At 71.6% G+C, this 17,801-nt stretch carries 12 protein-coding genes and 1 pseudogene; 6 read left to right on the top strand and 7 right to left on the bottom strand.

The genetic code is table 11. The features are described from left to right. Positions 1-26: 26 nt before the first annotated feature. The 4 genes and pseudogenes from IO39_RS59680 to IO39_RS27140 all read right to left on the bottom strand — a co-directional run. Positions 27-824: pseudogene (locus tag IO39_RS59680) on the bottom strand (resuscitation-promoting factor); the annotation flags it as partial. A gap of 162 nt (positions 825-986) precedes the next feature. Then, on the bottom strand, positions 987-1,841 hold the full coding sequence (locus tag IO39_RS27150) for a TatD family hydrolase (protein WP_084773593.1): 855 nt from the start codon (positions 1,839-1,841) through the stop codon (positions 987-989). Between the two features lie 132 nt (positions 1,842-1,973). Then, on the bottom strand, positions 1,974-3,755 hold the full coding sequence (gene metG / locus IO39_RS27145) for a methionine--tRNA ligase (RefSeq protein ID WP_043628674.1): 1,782 nt from the start codon (positions 3,753-3,755) through the stop codon (positions 1,974-1,976). Between the two features lie 351 nt (positions 3,756-4,106). Continuing rightward, positions 4,107-5,327: a glycosyltransferase family 2 protein gene (locus IO39_RS27140; protein WP_063765343.1), complete on the bottom strand. Its 1,221-nt coding sequence runs from the start codon at positions 5,325-5,327 to the stop codon at positions 4,107-4,109. 99 nt (positions 5,328-5,426) lie between these two features. On the opposite strand from IO39_RS27140, the gene IO39_RS27135 reads away from it, so the two are divergent. Further along, positions 5,427-6,974 (top strand): hypothetical protein, encoded by a 1,548-nt coding sequence (locus IO39_RS27135; RefSeq protein WP_043628673.1) that lies wholly within the window; start codon positions 5,427-5,429, stop codon positions 6,972-6,974. On the opposite strand, the gene IO39_RS27130 is transcribed toward IO39_RS27135, so the two are convergent. Together IO39_RS27130 and rsmI are read right to left on the bottom strand one after the other, a co-directional pair. Continuing rightward, a complete protein-coding gene (locus tag IO39_RS27130) occupies positions 6,910-8,499 on the bottom strand; it encodes a dolichyl-phosphate-mannose--protein mannosyltransferase (RefSeq protein WP_342671447.1) in 1,590 nt (529 codons plus the stop codon). The genes IO39_RS27135 and IO39_RS27130 overlap by 65 nt on opposite strands. Positions 8,500-8,509: 10 nt before the next feature. After that, a complete protein-coding gene (rsmI, locus tag IO39_RS27125) occupies positions 8,510-9,379 on the bottom strand; it encodes a 16S rRNA (cytidine(1402)-2'-O)-methyltransferase (RefSeq protein WP_052423420.1) in 870 nt (289 codons plus the stop codon). Positions 9,380-9,436: 57 nt separating this feature from the next. On the opposite strand from rsmI, the gene IO39_RS27120 reads away from it, so the two are divergent. The 5 genes from IO39_RS27120 (at position 9,437) to IO39_RS27100 (ending at position 16,387) form a co-directional block, all read left to right on the top strand. Continuing rightward, on the top strand, positions 9,437-11,071 hold the full coding sequence (locus tag IO39_RS27120; RefSeq protein WP_052423419.1) for a dolichyl-phosphate-mannose--protein mannosyltransferase: 1,635 nt from the start codon (positions 9,437-9,439) through the stop codon (positions 11,069-11,071). Between the two features lie 111 nt (positions 11,072-11,182). Beyond that, the gene (locus tag IO39_RS27115; protein ID WP_043628670.1) at positions 11,183-12,382 is read left to right on the top strand and encodes a hypothetical protein; all 1,200 of its coding nucleotides are present in this window, start codon (positions 11,183-11,185) and stop codon (positions 12,380-12,382) included. 163 nt (positions 12,383-12,545) lie between these two features. After that, positions 12,546-13,478, top strand: coding sequence for a DUF5996 family protein (locus tag IO39_RS27110; protein ID WP_043628669.1), 933 nt, complete (start codon positions 12,546-12,548; stop codon positions 13,476-13,478). A gap of 416 nt (positions 13,479-13,894) precedes the next feature. Then, positions 13,895-14,677 (top strand): alpha/beta fold hydrolase, encoded by a 783-nt coding sequence (locus IO39_RS27105; RefSeq protein ID WP_043628668.1) that lies wholly within the window; start codon positions 13,895-13,897, stop codon positions 14,675-14,677. Between the two features lie 486 nt (positions 14,678-15,163). Next, positions 15,164-16,387 (top strand): Cmx/CmrA family chloramphenicol efflux MFS transporter, encoded by a 1,224-nt coding sequence (locus tag IO39_RS27100; RefSeq protein ID WP_052423418.1) that lies wholly within the window; start codon positions 15,164-15,166, stop codon positions 16,385-16,387. 26 nt (positions 16,388-16,413) lie between these two features. Here IO39_RS27100 and IO39_RS27095 read toward each other — a convergent pair whose 3' ends face one another. Beyond that, positions 16,414-17,727: an ABC transporter substrate-binding protein gene (locus IO39_RS27095; protein ID WP_043628665.1), complete on the bottom strand. Its 1,314-nt coding sequence runs from the start codon at positions 17,725-17,727 to the stop codon at positions 16,414-16,416. Positions 17,728-17,801: the final 74 nt, after the last annotated feature.

Genomic DNA, 17,801 nt, shown 5'->3' with positions numbered 1-17,801 from the left:
AAGAGGCGGTTGCCGCAGTTCGGCCACTGGCTCTGCCACCGGCCGCCCACCTGCTGGTAGAGGAGCTGCGCCCGATAGGTCTGCTCCTCCTCCGGCCACGTGCTCGGCAGCCCCATGCCGCCCACCGCCTGCCACACGGGCAGGCTGAACTGGTACATGCCGTAGTAGGGCCCGTCCGGGTTGTACGCCTGCGGGTCCCCGTGGGACTCGCACACGGCCAGCGCCTGCCAGTCGAGCCGCATGACATCGGGGCGGATCGGCACGGTTCGCGGTGGCGTGACCGTGATGACCGTCCCGTCCTTGGGGAAGCTGCCCAGCGGCGGGTCCACCTGGTAGCCGCGGCGCAGCGCGATGCGCTTCTGCCTGAGCACCTCGCGCACCGTCCTGGCCGTCGTACGGGAGGTCATCCGCGTGGTGCCCGCCACCACGTACACCTTCCGCCGCGTGTAGACCGTCAGCTCCATCCCCTCCAGCGGCACCGCCTGCCCGGGCGGGGAGGACAGCTCGCCGGCGACGGGGGTGAGGTCGAGCTCGGCCAGGGCGTCGCCCACGTTCGTGGCGGTGATCAGGTGCCTGCTGGTGTGGCCGTCGAGGATCAGGGTGAGGGGACGGGCGCGGCGCACCTCGATCGTGGTCCCGTCCGAGACCTCCTCGTGGCCGGACGGGCGCACGACGTCACCCTGCGCGACGGGCACCCCGGCGTCGGCGAGCACCTCGCGTACGGTCCCGGCGAACGCGCGGACCGGCCTGCGCTCGCCGTCGACGACCACCACCACCTCTTTGACCAGGGACGACACCGCCACGAGTGCGCCGGCGGCCACCATGCCGGCCACGCACACCACGGGCGTCCACGGAGAACGCCAGGGGATCGGCGGACGGGGCGCGCGCCTCTTTCCTCGCACGGACCACCTCCGGTAAAGGGGGCAGGATGGCCCGAACGCTAGTGGCGGCCCCGTGCCGGGCCCCGCCGGTTCACCGAAAGATGGTCACCACTCGCCGAAGACGTTGACTCCGTTGCCGCTGATCGCCGCGCACAACTCGTCGGGATGGACGTTCTTGACCTCGGCGAGGCAGCGCAGGGTGAGCGGGATGAGGTAGGGCGCGTTGGGCTTGCCGCGGTGCGGGACGGGCGGCAGGTAGGGGGCGTCGGTCTCGACCAGCATGAGCTCGGCGGGCGCGACCTCGGCCGCCGCGCGCAGGTAGGCGGCGTTCTTGTACGTGACCGGCCCGGAGAAGGACATGAAATATCCGGCCTCGACGCATTTCTTGGCCATCTCGGCGTCGCCGGAGAAGCTGTGGAAGACGACCTTGTCCGGCGCGCCCTCCGAGGCCAGCACCTTCAGCACGTCGTCGTGCGCGTCACGGTCGTGGATGACCAGGGCCTTGCCGGTGCGCTTGGCGATCTCGATGTGCGCCCGGAAGCTGACGTGCTGGTCGTCCTTGCCGGCCCAGTCGCGGTAGTAGTCGAGCCCCGTCTCCCCGACCGCCCGCACCTCCGGCCGCCGGGCCAGCGCCTCGATCTCGGCCAGCACCTCGGGGGTGGCCTCGTGGGCCTCGTTGGGGTGGATGGCGACGCCGGCGTAGACGCCCTCCTGCTCGGCCGCCACCTCGGCGTTCCAGCGGGAGGAGGCCAGGTCGTAGCCGATCGTGACCAGCCGCGTCACGCCGACGGCCCTGGCGTCGTCGAGGATGCTCCGCACGCTCGCCGCGGCCGCCTGCGCGGCCTGCGCGACCGGGTCACCGGACGACGCCTGCCGGTTGCCCACCATGATGTCGAGGTGGCAGTGACTGTCGAACACGGGCGCGGAAAGCGGCTCTGGCGCGGCGGGAAGCTTGCTCACGCCCTCCAAATTAGCCTCCCGCCCGGCCCCCGCGGACCGCACCCTCACGCGTACGGCCCGCGCGGACCGCACCCTCACGCGTACGGCCCGCGCGGACCCGAAGCCTCACCAGAGGCCCGCGCGGCGCCGGTGTCACTCGCCCAGCCGGGCCAGCTCCTCGTCCACGACCTTCGGGTCGAGCTTCTTGAACAGCGGCACGGGCGGCGCCAGCGGCGTGCCCGGCTTGATCGGCCGGTGCTCCCAGCGGGCCGCCCCGTCGTATTCGCCGGTGATCACCGGGTAGGGGGTGCCGCCGTCCTCGTCGACCTCGCGGATCTCCGGCATGCCCGACCACACGCCCTCGCCGCCCAGCATGGCGAAGACCTTGTTGGAGGAGCCGGGCAGGAACGGCGTGAGCATCGTCTTGGCGTCGTCGACCACCTGCAGCGCGACGTGCAGGATGGACTTCTGCCGCTCCGGGTCCTCCTTGAGCTTCCAGGGCTCCTGCTCGGCCAGGTATTTGTTGGCCTCGCGGACGACGTCGAACGCCTCGGTGATCGCGTTCTTGAAGCGCGACCGGCCCAGCTCCTCGCCCACCGGCCCGAACGCCTTGCGCGAGCGCTCCAGCAGCGCCCGGTCGGCGTCGGTGAGGTCGCCCGCCTCGGGCACGGCCCCGAAGTTCTTGGCCGCCATCGAGATCGACCGGTTGACCAGGTTGCCCCAGGCCGCGACCAGCTCGCCGTTGTTGCGGTTGACGAACTCCTGCCAGGTGAAGTCGGTGTCCTGGTTTTCCGGGCCGGCCACGGCGATGTAGTAGCGCAGCGCGTCGGCGTCGTAGCGGGCCAGGAAGTCGCGCACGTAGATGACGACCTGGCGGGAGGAGGAGAACTTCTTGCCCTCCATCGTCAGGAACTCGCTGGAGACCACCTCGGACGGCACGTTGAGCGCGCCCAGCGAGCCCGCCGAGCCGTCGCGCGCGCCGATGCCGCTGTAGCCGAACAGCATCGCCGGCCAGATCTCGGCGTGGAAGACGATGTTGTCCTTGCCCATGAAGTAGTAGCCGCGGGCGTCGGGGTTCTGCCACCACTGGCGCCAGGCGTCGGGGTCGCCGGAGCGCCTGGCCCACTCGATGGAGGCCGACAGGTAACCGATGACCGCGTCGAACCAGACGTAGAGCCGCTTGTTGGGCTGGTCGCGCCAGCCGTCGAGCGGGATCGGCACGCCCCAGTCGAGGTCGCGGCTGATCGCCCGCGGCTGCAGGTCGCCGAGCAGGTTGAGGGCGAACTTCAGCACGTTGGGCCGCCACTCGCCCTGCTTGGACTGCAGATAGGTGCCGAGCACCTCGGCGAAGGCGGGCAGGTCGAGCATGAAGTGCTCGGTCTCGACGAACGTGGGCGTCTCGCCGTTGATGCGGCTCTTCGGGTTGATGAGCTGGATCGGGTCGAGCTGGTTGCCGCAGTTGTCGCACTGGTCGCCGCGCGCGCCGTCGTAACTGCAGATGGGGCAGGTGCCCTCGATGTAGCGGTCGGGGAGGGTGCGCCCGGTGGAGGGGGAGATCGCCCCCATCGTGGTCTTGGGGAAGATGTAGCCGTTGTTGTAGAGACCCTTGAAGATCTCCTGCGTGACGGCGTAGTGGTTTTGCGTCGTGGTCCTGGTGAACAGGTCGTAGGACAGGCCGAGCCCGGTCAGGTCTTCGGCGATGACCCGGTTGTAGCGGTCGGCCAGCTCCCTGGCGGTCACGCCCTCCTTGTCGGCCTGGACCTGGATGGGCGTGCCGTGCTCGTCGGTGCCGGACACCATCAGCACCTTGTTGCCCGCCATCCGCTGGTAACGGCTGAAGACGTCGGACGGCACGCCGAAACCGGAGACGTGCCCGATATGACGAGGACCATTGGCGTACGGCCACGCAACGGCGGTCAAGATGTGCTGGGACATGGTCCTAAGCCTACGGGGTTCTCCAAGATCATTTGTTCCCCGCCGCCATGCCGTCCGCCCGCTCGCCCCCGCCGTCCCCGCCCACCGAACACCCGTGCGGGACGCGGCCGGCCCGTGGACCACGGAACCCGGCCGGCCGTGCGCGCCGTCACGGCGGCGCGCCACTGACCGGTCAGCGGGCGTTTCCCTGGACGGGCGCCGGCCGGCGACGGCGGGTGGCCGGCCACGTCACCGCGTAAACCGGACACAGCACCGCATAGGACCGGACACGGCACCGCGCAGGACCGGCCACAGCACCGCGCAGGACCGGACACGGCACCCGCCCGCGTAGAGAAGTCCTGAGAACGCGCCTCAGCGCTTGGAGTCCTCCAGCGAGAGCGCGGCGGCGGCCTCCTCGGCAGCGGCGGCGGCGTGGTCGATCGAGGTCTCGCGGGTGCGGCGGATGCCCAGGATGCTGATGAACAGCGCCGCGAAGATCGTCTGGAAGCTCATGATGAGCGCCGTCGCCGACGGCACCACCAGCCGCAGCGACTCGCGCGGGTTGAGCTCGCCGAAGTCGCGCACCTGCCAGTGCACCAGCGAGGCCACCAGCCCGACCAGGCCGGCCAGCGCCAGCAGGCCGCCCACCACGAGCCCCTTCTCCAGGCTCACGATGGAGATCAGCCGCCGGATGCGCGACGACTCCGGCAGGAAGCCCTCCTCGGCCGCGTAGACCTTGGTGAACACCGCGAACAGCGCCGCCTGGAAGCCGATCACCACGAGGGCGGCCGAGCCGACCAGCGTGTCGACGTCGAAGGCCAGCTCGCCGATCTCCACCGGGCCGAAGACGAGCGCCGTGCCCGCCACCAGACCGATGATCATCATCAGCACGCCGGGGTAGAAGAACAACCACTTCGGGCTGTAGAGGAGCAGGAAGCGCAGGTGGCGCCAGCCGTCGCGCCAGGAGCGCAGGTGCGGCGGGCGGGAGCGGCCGTCGGGCGAGAGCGTCGTGGGCACCTCGCGCACGTCGAGGCCGGCCAGGGTGGAGCGGACCACCATCTCGGAGGCGAACTCCATGCCGCCGGTCTGGAGGTGCAGCCGCAGGATCGAGTCGCGCCTGAAGCCGCGCAGCCCGCAGTGGAAGTCCTTGATCGCCGACGGGAAGAACAGCCTCCCGATGAACGACAGGACCGGGTTGCCCAGGTAGCGGTGGAGCGGCGGCATCGCGCCGGGGGCGATGCCGCCCCGGAAGCGGTTGCCCATCACCAGGTCGGCGCCGTCGCGCAGCTGTTCGACGAACGGCAACAGGGCGGTGAAGTCATAGGAGTCGTCGGCATCGCCCATGATGACGTATTTGCCGCGAGCAGCCCTGATTCCGCCCATCAAGGCGTTTCCATAGCCCTTCTCATCCACATGCACCACGCGGGCGCCGGCGTCGCGGGCCAGCTGCTGCGAGCCGTCCGTGCTGCCGTTGTCGGCGATCACCACCTCGCCCTCGATGCCGTGCTCCTCCATGCACGCCAGGGCCTTGCGTACACAGACTTCCACGGTCTCCGCCTCGTTGAGGCAGGGCATGACCACCGTCAGTTCCACGTGTCTACCCTTCAGTTAAGGCTCTTCCAGTGAACCATCATGCACCGAACGCCCCCATGCTCGGGCACAGAGCTGGAAACGACTGGCATTCTTTACAGCATGGTGAGCGTCGCGGAGATTACCCCTGCGGACCACTCCGCCCCTGGCAGGACGGCACGTCTGCTGGCGATGGTGCGCAGGCATCGGGTGTTCGCCGCGGCCTTCGGCGTGGGCGCCGTGCTGCGGCTCATCACCATGCTCGGCTACGGGCCGGCCATGTGGTTCAACGACTCCTACGAGTACGTCTCGGTGGCGCTGCACCCGCGGCCGCACCCGATCAGGCCCGACGGCTACAGCTTCTGGCTGATGCTGCTGCAGCCCTTCCACAGCTTCTCCCTGGTGGTCTTCACCCAGCACCTGATGGGCCTGGCGACGGCCTGCCTGATCTACGCGCTGCTGCGCATCAAGTTCCGGCTGCCGAAGTGGGGGGCCACGCTGGCGGCGGCGCCGGTGCTGCTCGACGCCTACCAGATCCAGCTCGAACAGCTCATCATGTCCGACACGCTGTTCATGCTGCTCGTGGTGGGCGTGATCACGCTGGTGCTGTGGAAGCGGCGGCTGACGTGGCGGGCGGGCGCGGTCATCGGCCTGCTGCTGGCGATGACCTGGCTGACCCGCTCGATCGGCCTGCCGATCCTGGCGCTCGTGGTGCTCTACCTGCTGGTCAAGCGGACCGGCTGGCGGCCCATCGTGGCGGTGGTGACGGCCTGCGCGATCCCGGTCATGGCGTACATGGGATGGTTCGCCACTGTTTACGGGAAATTTGCCATGACCAACAGCGACGGCCTCATCCTCTACATGCGCACGGCCATCTTCGCCGACTGCAACAAGATGGACATCGACAAGTACAAAGAGGTGCAACTTCTGCTGCTGTGCATCAACGATCCGGTGCACCAGCGCAAGGACTACGCACAGTGGTACCTGTGGGGCCAGGGCAACGGCGACGGCGTCGGCACCGGTGAGGTGCTGCACCGATGGGGCACCAACAAGAAGTGGAGCGAGATCACCAACGACGCGGCCAGCGCGTTCGCCACGCGGGCGATCCTGTCGCAGCCGGGCGACTATCTCAAGGTCGTGGCGCGCGACTTCTTCCGCTCGTTCCACTGGTCCCGGCCGCGCTTCCCGGACCCGTCGACATACAGCATGTACGAGTTCAAGCCGTACGTGGAGCTGGACGACACCGGCCAGCCCAAGCGGCTGCCGAAGTGGTCGTCCTACGCGGGCGGCCGCACCGACACCGACGCGTTCAGCTACGAGCAGGGCCCCCCGGAGACGCGGGTCGTGCAGCCCTGGGCCACGATCATGAGCAACTACCAGAAGGTCTTCTACCTGCGCGGCATCATGCTCGGCGGCATCCTGCTGATCGGCCTGTACGGCGTCGTGGTGCGCTGGCGCAAGTTCGGCGGCCCGGTGGTGCTGCCCTGGCTGGGCGCGGTCGGGCTGCTGCTGGCCCCGGCGGCCACGGCGGAGTTCGACTACCGCTACGTGCTGCCGGCCGTGCCGCTGGCCTGCATCGCGGCGGCGATCACGCTGCGCCACGGGGTCACTTGGGCGCGGCGGTCACCCAAGAGCTCAGCAGCATCCGGCTCCACCACTCCCCGTGCGTGATGATCTCGCCCGCCAGCACCGGGTGCAGCCACCAGAAGTTGACCAGCACGACGAGCGCGAAGGCGCCCACGACCGCCGCCCCGGCCGCCCTCCTGGCGGGCGGGGCGTCCCGCCTGCCGAGGATGAGCCCGGCGCACAGCGTGAGCGCCAGCACCATGAACGGCACCACGGGGATCATGTAGAACAGGTACATCGTGCGGTTGTCGGCCAGGGCGTAGTAGAACCACGGCAGCCAGCCGGCCGCGAAGGCCAGCAGCGTCGCCCCCGCCCGCCAGTCGCGGGCGGAGACGTACCACATGACGAGCCCGAGCAGCGCGGGGATGGCGGCGTACCAGAGGGCGGGGGTGCCGACGCCGAGCACGGCCTGCGCGCACTCGCCGGCCCCGCAGGCCGACGGCGGCAGGTCGGCGGGGTAGTAGAAGGAGACCGGCCGTAACAGCAGCGGCCACTGCCAGGGCTCCGACATGTACGGGTGATACGTCTCAAGCCCGCTGTGATAGCCGAGCACCTGCGCGTGATAGCGCAACCACGACCGCAGGCTGTCGAAGACGAAGAAGAACGGGTTGCCCGCGGAGACCGCCTGGTCCCAGTCGCGCCCCCACCCGCCGGCGGTGACGAACCAGCCGGTCCACGACGCCGTGTACGTCACGGCCGGCACCAGCGCCAGCGCCCCGAGCCCGCCCGGCAGGTCGCGGGCCGTCGCCTCCCGGTACGGCTCCCGCAGCCCCAGCGCCCGCCTGGCCCCCATGTCCCACATGAGCGACAGGACGGCGAACGCGATGAGGAAGAAGATCCCCGACCACTTGACCGCGCAGGCCGCGCCGAGGCAGGCCCCGGCCGCCAGCCGCCACGGCCGCCACCCCAGCCGCGGGCCGGACTCCGTGCGGGCCCCGCGCTCGTACCAGGCGACCAGCCTCTCCCGCGCGCGGTCGCGGTCGGTCACCAGGCACGCGAAGGCGGCCAGGACCCAGAACATCAGGAAGATGTCCAGCAGCGCCGTGCGCGACAGCACCAGGTGCAGGCCGTCGAGCGCCAGCAGCAGCCCGGCCAGGCAGCCCAGCAGCGTCGAGCGGGTCATCCGGCGGGCCACCCTGGCCAGGATGAGGATGGACAGCGTGCCCGCGAGCGCGGCGAAGAAGCGCCAGCCGAACGGGTTCATCCCGAACAGCCACTCCCCCGCGCCGATCATCCACTTGCCCAGCGGCGGGTGCGCCACGAAGGAGGCGCAGTCGGCCGGCTGCGGGCACTGCTTGAAGACGTCGAGGTCGCCGGCCATGATCCGCCGGTCGGCGATCGGGTCGTCGGCGTCGCCGAGCATGGTCCGCTCGACGCCGTGCCTGATGAGGGAGTAGGCGTCCTTGACGTAGAAGGTCTCGTCGAAGACCACGGCCCTGGGCTCGCCGAGCCTGAGGAAGCGCAGCAGGCCGCCGAAGACCGCCACCGCGAGGGGGCCGAGCCAGCCCGGGAGGGGGCCGCCCTGCATCGGCGGGACCAGCCGTCGTGCCGACACCCCCCAGTTCTTCACGATGCGCACCCTATGGGGTGGCACTTCTCCTGTGAACCAGGTCGTACAGCTCCCGTCTGGGCACGCCGGCGCCCTTGGCCACCTCTGCCACGGCCTGGCCGCGCCGCTCCCCTTCGGCGACCCTGCGCTCCACCTCGGCGACCAGCTCGCCGAGGTCCGGCTCCGCCTCGCCCGGGGCCCGGCCGGCGACCACGACCGTGATCTCGCCCTTCACCCCGGCGGCGGCCCACTCGGCCAGCTCGCCGAGCCCGCCCCTGCGCACCTCTTCGTAGGTCTTGGTCAGCTCCCGGCACACCGCGGCCGGCCGGTCGCGCCCGAACGCCTCGGCCATCGCCCCCAGCGACTCGGCCAGCCGGTGCGGCGCCTCGAAGAAGACCATCGTGCGTTCCTCGCCCGCCAGCGCGGCCAGCCGGCGCGCCCGGTCGCCGGTCTTGCGCGGCGGGAAGCCCTCGAAGCAGAACCGGTCGCTGGCCAGGCCCGACACGGCCAGCGCGGTGGTGACGGCGCTCGGCCCCGGCAGCGCGGTGACGGTGACGCCCGCCTCGACCGCCAGGTGCGTCAGGCGGTAGCCGGGGTCGGACACGCCCGGCATGCCCGCGTCGGTGATCACCAGGACCGTGCGGCCCTGTTTCAGGATCTCGACCAGCTCCTGGGCCCGGCCCGCCTCGTTCTGGTCGTAGTAGGACACCACCCGGGCGGTGAGCTCGACGCCGAGGTCGGCCGCGAGCCTGCGCAGCCGCCTCGTGTCCTCGGCCGCCACGACGTCCGCGCCCTCCAGCGCCTCGCGCAGCCGGGGCGAGACGTCTCCCACCTGCCCGATGGGGGCTCCTGCCAGCACCAACCTGCCGTTCCCTGTCACCTGACCATTGTGGCAGGGCATCCCAATTAGACCGTGTTTCTTGGGTAACCACCGCTCTGGGGCCCGTACGATGTCCGAATGGCGGTGACCGATTCCCCGTACCAGGCCTACGAGAACTCGGAGGCCGGCGAGAGCCACCCGCAGACGAGGTCCGTACGCGATCGGGTCATTCCCCCCATGCGCGGCAGCGTGATGTGGGGATGGGTCGGGCCGCTGATCATCGCCGTGTTCGGCGGGATCCTGCGTTTCATCAACCTCGGCCATCCCAAGGCCGTGGTGTTCGACGAGACGTACTATATGAAAGACGGCTTCTCGCTCATCACCCACGGTGTCGAGAAGGTCACCATCAAAGACGCCGACAAGGCGATCATCGCCGGCAACACCGACATCTGGCAGGCGTGCGGCGCGCAGGAGCTCGACAAGTGCGCCTCCTACGTCGTCCACCCGCCGCTGGGCAAGTGGATGATCGGCGCGGGCGAGTGGCTGTTCGGGCTCAACCCGTTCGGCTGGCGCTTCGCCGCCGCCGTGATCGGCACGCTGTCGATCCTCGTGCTGGCCAGGGTGGCGCGCCGGATGACCCGCTCGACGCTGCTCGGCTGCTTCGCGGGCCTGCTGCTGGCGCTCGACGGCCTGCACTACGTGCTCTCCCGCACGGCGCTGCTGGACATCTTCCTGATGTTCTGGGTCCTGGCCGCCTTCGCGTGCCTGGTGACCGACCGCGACCAGGCGCGGGAGAGGCTGGTCACCTGGTACGAGAGCTCGCCGGTCTCCCCGCTCGGCCCGTCGCTGGGCATCAGGTGGTGGCGGATCGCGGCCGGGGTGTGCCTGGCCTTCGCGATGTCGGTCAAGTGGTCCGGGCTGGCGTTCGCGGTGGCGTTCGCGATCATGTCGCTGATGTGGGACTTCGGCGCCCGCCGCGCCGTGGGGCTGCGCCGGCCCTACGTGGGGGCGTTCAACAAGGACGTGCCGCAGGGGGTCGTGGCGTTCGGCGTCGTGCCGTTCGCGGCGTACATGGCGACCTGGACGGGCTGGTTCGTCACCGCCGGCGGCTACGGCCGCAACTGGGACCAGGCCACCTCGCCTGGCAACCCGATCTTCTTCGTCTTCGACTCGATGCGCTCCTGGATCCACTACCAGTGGCAGGTCTTCACCTTCCACAGCGGGCTGGAGACCTCGCATCCGTACATGTCCGAGCCGTGGTCGTGGCCGCTGCTGCTGCGCCCCGTCGCCTTCTACTACGAGGGCAAGCAGACCGGGTGCGGCGCCAAGGACTGCTCGGAGGCCGTGCTCGGCGTCGGCACGCCGGTGATCTGGTTCGGCGCGCTGGCCGCCCTGGTGGCCCTCATCGCGTGGTACGTCTCCTCCCGCGACTGGCGGGCCGGGGCCGTGCTGCTGGCCTACGCCATGGGCTGGCTGCCGTGGTTCTACTTCGCCATCGCCGACAACCGCACGATGTTCCTGTTCTACGCCATCCCGATGGTGCCGTTCATGGTGCTGGCCATCACGTTGTGCGCCGGGCTGCTGATCGGGCCGGCCACGCCGACGGCCACCGGCGGCATGCCGCTGCGGCGCACGCTCGGGGCGGCCGTCGTGGGCGCCTTCGCCCTGCTCGCCCTGATCAACTTCTGGTGGCTGCACCCGGTGCTGTCCGGCGAGCTGATCCCCTACGTGGACTGGAAGGCCCGTATGTTGTTCGAGAAACGGTGGATATGATCGCTTCACAGTCGGCTCAATAGGGGTTTTTAGGGTAGTGCTGTGCAAGACCCAATACGCACCGGATTCGGTCATCGTCAGGCCCGGGGTCGATACGGCAAACTTCGAGGCATGAGTGCACCGGATGTCACCGCCCTGCTCGCCGAGTTGGAGCGATCTCAGCCGGATCTGGCCGAGGAGGCCAGGACCGCCGTCGAATGGTTGACGGGTGGGGAGCCACTGGAGACGGTGACCCAGCTCGACGTCTGCGAGTTCCTCTGGTACACGTTGCCGCTCAAGGTCGGGCCCATGAAGGCCGAGGACGACCTGGAACGTCTGGCACGTTCCTTGGGGCGGCTGCTTCAGCTCGGCGGCATGGAACGCTACGCCGCCCTGTGTGTGTCCCCCACGACCGTACAGATCCTGCGCACCTACGCCCACGAGGGCGAGGACGCCGGCACCACCGCCTACCAGCAGGCGCTGGAGGCCACCGGGGTGCTCCCGCCCGACGTGCCCGAGCTGCAGTGGAGCATGATCATGGGGCCGGAGGAGCTGGGCGCGCACCTCGCCTGCTCGGCCGCCCTGGAGCTGGCCATCGTGGCCGGCGAGAGCGTCGACCGCACCGCCCTGACCCGCCGCTGGCTCACCGAGCCGCGCGGCGACCTGGGCGGCGACAGCTGGCTCAACCGCGTGCACGGCGAGCGGCTCAACCGCTGGGTGCTGGGCCGGGGGCCGGCCCGGCGCAAGCTGGCGCAGCCGTTCGAGGTGCGGCTGCACGCCCCCGTGGCCCCGCAGCCGCTGCCGGCCCTGCACCGGCTGCTGTCCGTGGCCGCCTCCGGGGAGACCCTGCCGCTGCGGCTGGCGCCCTCGCCCGAGGCGCTGCGGCTGCGCGACCTGGCCGAGCGGGAGCTGGGCGCGATCCGCCGCGACGGCGCCCGGCTGGCCATCACCGACTACGGCCTGCGCCTGCTGGAGTCGAAGTCGGCCATGTGGACGGCGGTCACCCGGCTGCTGCTGGCCAGGGGCGAGCACGAGTTCGAGGTGTCGGCCAGGGAGGCCGCGCTGCTGCTGCTCGCCGACGGCACGCTGATGTCGCCCGCCGAGCTGCGCGAGCGGGTGGCCGAGGTGGTGGGCGGCGAGGGCTGGCATCCGGCGACGAGCCTGGAGGACGTCGCGGGGCCGGTGAACGATCTGGTGGCCCAGCTCACGGCGCTGAGGCTGGCGTTCGGGGACGAGCTGGCGGTGCGCATGGACCGGCCGGGCCAGCTCGCGGCCCTGGCGGCGCTGCGCGCCCACGCCCTGCGGCCCAGGAAATACGTCAGCTCCGGCTGACCCGAGGTGCCGGCCGACACTGCCGGCCGGCACCGCCCGGCCGGCACCGCCCGGCCGGCACCGCCCGGCGTGCCCGGCCGCCCCTGCGACCCCGGGGAGCCGGTCGAATACGGCGAGTAGTTACGATTGTGGTGAAATGCGCTCTACGCCGGAGGGGGCCGTCATGGAGCTGTTTCCACCCATGCCACTGGCCGAGTGGAAGGAGGCCAAGGAGACCTTTCACCGGTTCGCCCAGATCGTCGGGAAGATCCGGCTGGCATCGTGCAACCGGCGCAACCACTGGTGGCAGGTGCCGTTCCATCCCACGGGCCGGGGCCTGACCACCCGGCCGATGGGCGGGCTCGGCGAGCAGCCGCTGTTCTGCGTGGACTTCGACCTCGTGCGCCACCGGCTCGTGGTGGACGTGTTCGACGGCCGCAGCGCGGAGTTCAGCCTGATCGGCAGGTCGGTGGCCTCGTTCCACGACCGGCTCTTCGAGACCCTGGCGGGGCTGGGCATCCGGCCCGAGATCTGGGCGGTGCCGTTCGACCTGGACGACGACACGCCGTTCGCCGAGGACACGCTGCACGCGCGCTACGACCCTGTGCTCATCAACCGCTACTGGCGGATCCTGTCGCAGGTGGTGCAGCTCCTGGACCGCTTCGCCGCCGACTACGCCGGCAAGACGAGCCCCGTGCACCACTTCTGGCACACCTTCGACATCGCGGTCACCCGGTTCACCGGGCGGGTGGTGAAGGTCTCGCCCGAGGCCGACCCGGTCACGCGGGAGGCGTACAGCTGGGAGGTGATCAGCTCGGGGTTCTGGTTCGGGGACAAGGAGCGGCCGTGGCCGGCCTTCTACTCCTACACCGCCCCGGAGCCCGAGGGGCTGGAACGGGAGCCGCTGCGCCCGGCCCAGGCGGAGTGGCTGCCCGCGCGGGGCAGCCATCTGGCCGTGCTGCGGTACGACGACGTACGCGTGATGGAGGACCCCGTGGGGGCCGTGCTGGAGTTCCTGGACAGCGCCTATCAGGCGGGGGCCCGGCTGACCGGGCTGGACGCCGAGGGGCTGGCCTGCCCCGGGGGCATCACGGACCCGTATTACCAGCGGAGCTGAACACACGTGAGCGCCCGCCCTCCGGAGAGGGCGGGCGCCCGACGAGTGCGTACCGGTGTGCGTGTCGCCTCTCGGCGAAAGGCACAACGCGGCTCCAGCCGAACGGTAGTCCGCGAAGGCGATAGGTGAGGCCCGGGGACACTGGGCACACCGGCCACGATGTATGTAACCACACCTCCGCCCGCCTCATTCCCGCCGCGCCGCGAATATTTTCCGCCCTCCAGGAGCTCCCCCCGGTGTCCTTGCCGGCCATCTCGTCGTACTCCCGCTGGGACGCGTACGAAAGGATCATGTACTTCATGGTCTTCGTCCTCTCTTCCGTTGCCTTTCAGCAGGGACGTCGGAGCCGGGCCCGCCCACCGGACATCATGCACCCGGTTTTCTCCTCTTTTTTCGCGTGCGGCACCATCGAAGGCGTGCCATACGTAACCACCCCGGACGGCGTGAAGCTGTCCTACCAGGTCCGCGGCGGTGGCCGGCCCCTCGTGCTGCTGCAGGGGCAGGCCAACGACCACCGCTGGTGGGATCCGGTGCGCGCGGACTTCGACGCCGGACACCTGACCATCACCCTCGACTACCGGGGCACGGGCGACAGCGACAAGCCCGATGAGCCGTACACGACCCGCGGGTTCGCCGCCGACGTGGTGACCGTGCTCGACGACGCGGGGGTGGCGCGGGCCGACGTGTACGGGACGTCGATGGGCGGCCGGGTGGCCCAGTGGCTGGCGGCCGACCATCCCGGGCGGGTCGGGGCGCTGGTGCTCGGATGCAGCTCGCCGGGCGGCGCCCACGGGATCGAGCGCGACAACGACGTCCGCAGGTCGCTGGCCCAGCCGGACCGGGCCGCCGCCGAGCGGGCGCTGCTGGAGCTCATGTACACGCCCGCCTGGCTGGCCGCCCACCCCGGCCCGTACCACACGATCGGCGACCCGCGCATGCCCGCCCACGCCCGCCGCCGCCACCTGGCGGCCAGCGCGGGCCACGACGCCTGGGACGCGCTGCCCTCCATCACCGCGCCCACGCTGGTCGTGCACGGGACCGACGACGTGTTCAACCCGGCCGCCAACGCCCCGCTGCTGGCCGGCCGCATCCCCGGGGCCGAGCTGCGGCTGATCGAGGGGGCCCGGCACGCCTACTTCGAGGAGTTCAGGCACGTGGCCAGCCCGATGGTGCTGGACTTCCTGCGCCGGCACGCGTGAGCGACCGCCCCCGAGCGCCCCGGGGCGGTCGCATTGACGGAGAAATCGATTCGACGCCGCTCGCACGGGCTTGCTAGGTTGCCTGGCATGTCCAGCCCCGAGGCGTCAAGACGCTAGCCACCGGTCATCCGGTGGCTGTTCCGCCGTGCCGCCCCGCCCGCTGAGGCGAGGGCGCGCTTTCGCGGAGCTTCGGGAGTGCCGGCTCACCCGCCGGCCCTGAGCCTTCGCTCACGGCTCGCCGGCCGAGTCTGAGCCTTCGCTCACGGCTCGCCCGCCGAGTCTGAGCCTTCGCTCGCCTTTGCCGCGCCGTCGTGCGCTCAATTCCTCCCGCCATTCCGGATCGCCGTGACACCGGCCGTGTCCCGCCCGGCCGCGCGTCGCCGTCACGGCGCCCGCGCCGCCGGGCCTGCCCATCGCGGGCGGACGCCGGGCTCCGGCCCGCCCGCCTTCCTGTTCCGGCCCATCGCGTGGTCGCGGGAGTTCGTCATGCCTCTTGCCATTTACCTGCTCGGACTGGCGGTCTTCGCCCAAGGGACGTCCGAGTTCATGCTGTCCGGGCTCGTGCCCGGCATCGCCGCCGACCTGAACGTGTCCATCCCCGCCGCAGGGCTGCTGACCTCGGCGTTCGCCGCCGGGATGGTGGTGGGGGCGCCGCTGATGGCGGTGCTCAGCCTGCGGCTGTCCCGGCGGTCCGCGCTGCCGGCGTTCCTGGCCGTCTTCCTGCTCGTGCACGTGATCGGCGCGGTCACGACCAGCTACGAGGTGCTGCTCGTCACCCGCGTCGTGGCGGCGCTGGCCAACGCCGGGTTCCTGGCGGTGGCCATGGCGACCGCCATCGCCCTCGCGCCGCCGCACGCCAAGGCCCGCGCCACCTCCGTCCTGCTGGGCGGCGTCACCATCGCCTGCGTGGCGGGGGTGCCGGGAGGCGCGCTGCTCGGCGAGCTGTGGGGGTGGCGCTCGGCGTTCTGGGCGGTCGCGCTGGCCCTGGTGCCCGCCATCGTCGCGGTCCTGAAGTCCGTACCGGGCAGGGCCGCCGAGCCCGCCACCGGCGGGGAGGCGAGCGCGGCGGCCGGCGGGGGCGCCGAGGGGACGGCCAGGGGTGAGCTGCGGACGTTGCGCCGCCCCCGGCTGCTGGTGCTCCTGCTGCTCGGCGCGCTGGTGAACGGCGCCACCTTCTGCACGTTCACCTACCTCGCACCCCTGCTCACCGAGGTCACCGGGCTCGGCCCGGCCTGGATGCCGGCGATGCTGGCGCTGTTCGGGCTGGGCTCGTTCGCGGGGGTGACGATCAGCGGGCGGATCGGGGACACGCGCCCCATGCCGCTGCTGGTGATCGGCGGGGTGGCGCTGGCGGCGGGCTGGGCCGCGTTCGGGGCGGCGGCCGGCACGACGGCCCTGGCGGTCGTGCTCGTCTTCGTCCAGGGGACGTTGTCGTTCGCCGTCGGCTCCACGCTGATCTCCCAGGTCCTGTACGCCGCCACCGGCGCCCCCACCCTGGCCGGCGCCTTCGCCACGTCGGCGCTCAACGTGGGCGCGGTGCTCGGCCCCTGGCTGGGCGGGGTGGTCATCGGGGCCGGGCTCGGGTTCCGCGCGCCGCTGTGGGTCAGCGCGCTGCTCGTCGGGCTCTCGCTGGCCGTGGCCGCCGTCGCGTACCCGCGGCGAGAAGCGATGGAGGCCGATCTCCGGCGCGGGGCACAGCGAGGTGCATGAAGGGGAGCACCCGCCGGACGAGCCCCTCAGAACGCGGTCGCCAGCTCGGCCTCGATGGGGATCTCGGGCAGGGCGGTGTTGGTGACCACCGCGAGGTCGCCCGGGTGGTGGCGGCCCGGCCGCCACTGCCCGCCGATCAGCGGCACCAGCGCCACGTTCGGCGTGGGCCCGGCCTGCCAGTCGAGCACTCCGGCGATGGTGGACAGCCGGGTCGCCGCGATCGCGTCGGCGACCGCGCGGCGGTCGGCGGGGTCGGCCACGGTGCCGAGGGCGTGGAGCGCGACCTCCAGCAGGGCGTGCGCCAGGCCGAGGGGCTGGAGCCACTGGCTGCCGGTGCGCCGCTCGTACGCCTCGGCGAGGCTGGCCGCGGTGGTGCCGTCCAGTGACGAGCGGTAGGGATGCCTGGGCGACCAGTACAACAGCGTGGCCACCCGCGCCCGCGCCAGCGCGGCCCAGTCCGCGGCGCCCGGCTCTCCCCCGGCGTCAGGCAGGCCGGGGGCACCGGCGGCGTCAGTGGCGTCACGTGCGCCCGGCGCGTCCCCGGTGCCGGAGGCATCGTGGGCGCCGGGGGTCAGGTGGGGGTAGGCGAGCCAGCGCGAGCAGGTCATCAGGCGGGGCAGGAGCCCGCGGGCGGCGGCCTGCCCGGCGAACAGGGCGAGGTCGCGGCCGGTCGCGGCGCTGGTGACGATCTCGGCGCCGCTGCTGCCCAGCGTGTCCAGGTGCGGGGTGAAGTCGCCGGCCGGCTCTGAGTAGCCGCCCAGGTCGGTCAGCACGTGCCCGCGCGCCAGGGCACGGGGGACGAACCCGTGCTCGGGATGGCGCAGCAACCGCCCCTGGAGGTCGTCGTTCCACAGGCAGCCCACCCGGCGGGACGGGCCGAGACGCTCCCACATCTCGGCGAAGACGTCGGCGATGTCGTCCAGGCCCCAGGCGAAGTGGTAGGTCCAAGCGAACGGCCGTCGCGGGTCGCCGCCCCGGCCGTACACGAAGGCCTGCCAGGGGAAGGTGGTGGACAGGCAGGGCAGGCCGGCCTCCTCGCAGGCGTCGGCCACCGCCGGCAGCACCTTGGTGCCGGCCATGGTGACCACGACGGCGACCCGCTCGTCGCGCGCCAGCTCGCGCACCACCCGCCGGGCCGTCTCCGGATCGGATCGGCTGTCGCGGCAGAGCAGGCGCACGTTCCGCCGCCCGCCGCCGCCTGGCCCGCCGCCCGCCAGCGCCGGCGCGAGTGACTCGGCCACGAACGACAGCGGATCACCGAGCTGGGACAGCCGGCCCGTCCGCGGCACCACCACCCCGACGCACACCGTGCCCGACCGGCCGCCGGCGACCTGCCCCACGCTGCCCTCACCTCCATCGCCCGCTTCCGGACCGCCGTCGAGGCGCCCCAGCCGTCACGCATCGCGACTAGTCG

Origin of the sequence: Nonomuraea candida, assembly GCF_000725485.1 — a bacterium.
Taxonomy (GTDB): Bacteria; Actinomycetota; Actinomycetes; order Streptosporangiales; family Streptosporangiaceae; genus Nonomuraea; species Nonomuraea candida.
The sequence above is the reverse complement of the archived record's forward strand: the minus strand, read 5'-3'. Positions and strand labels throughout refer to the sequence as shown.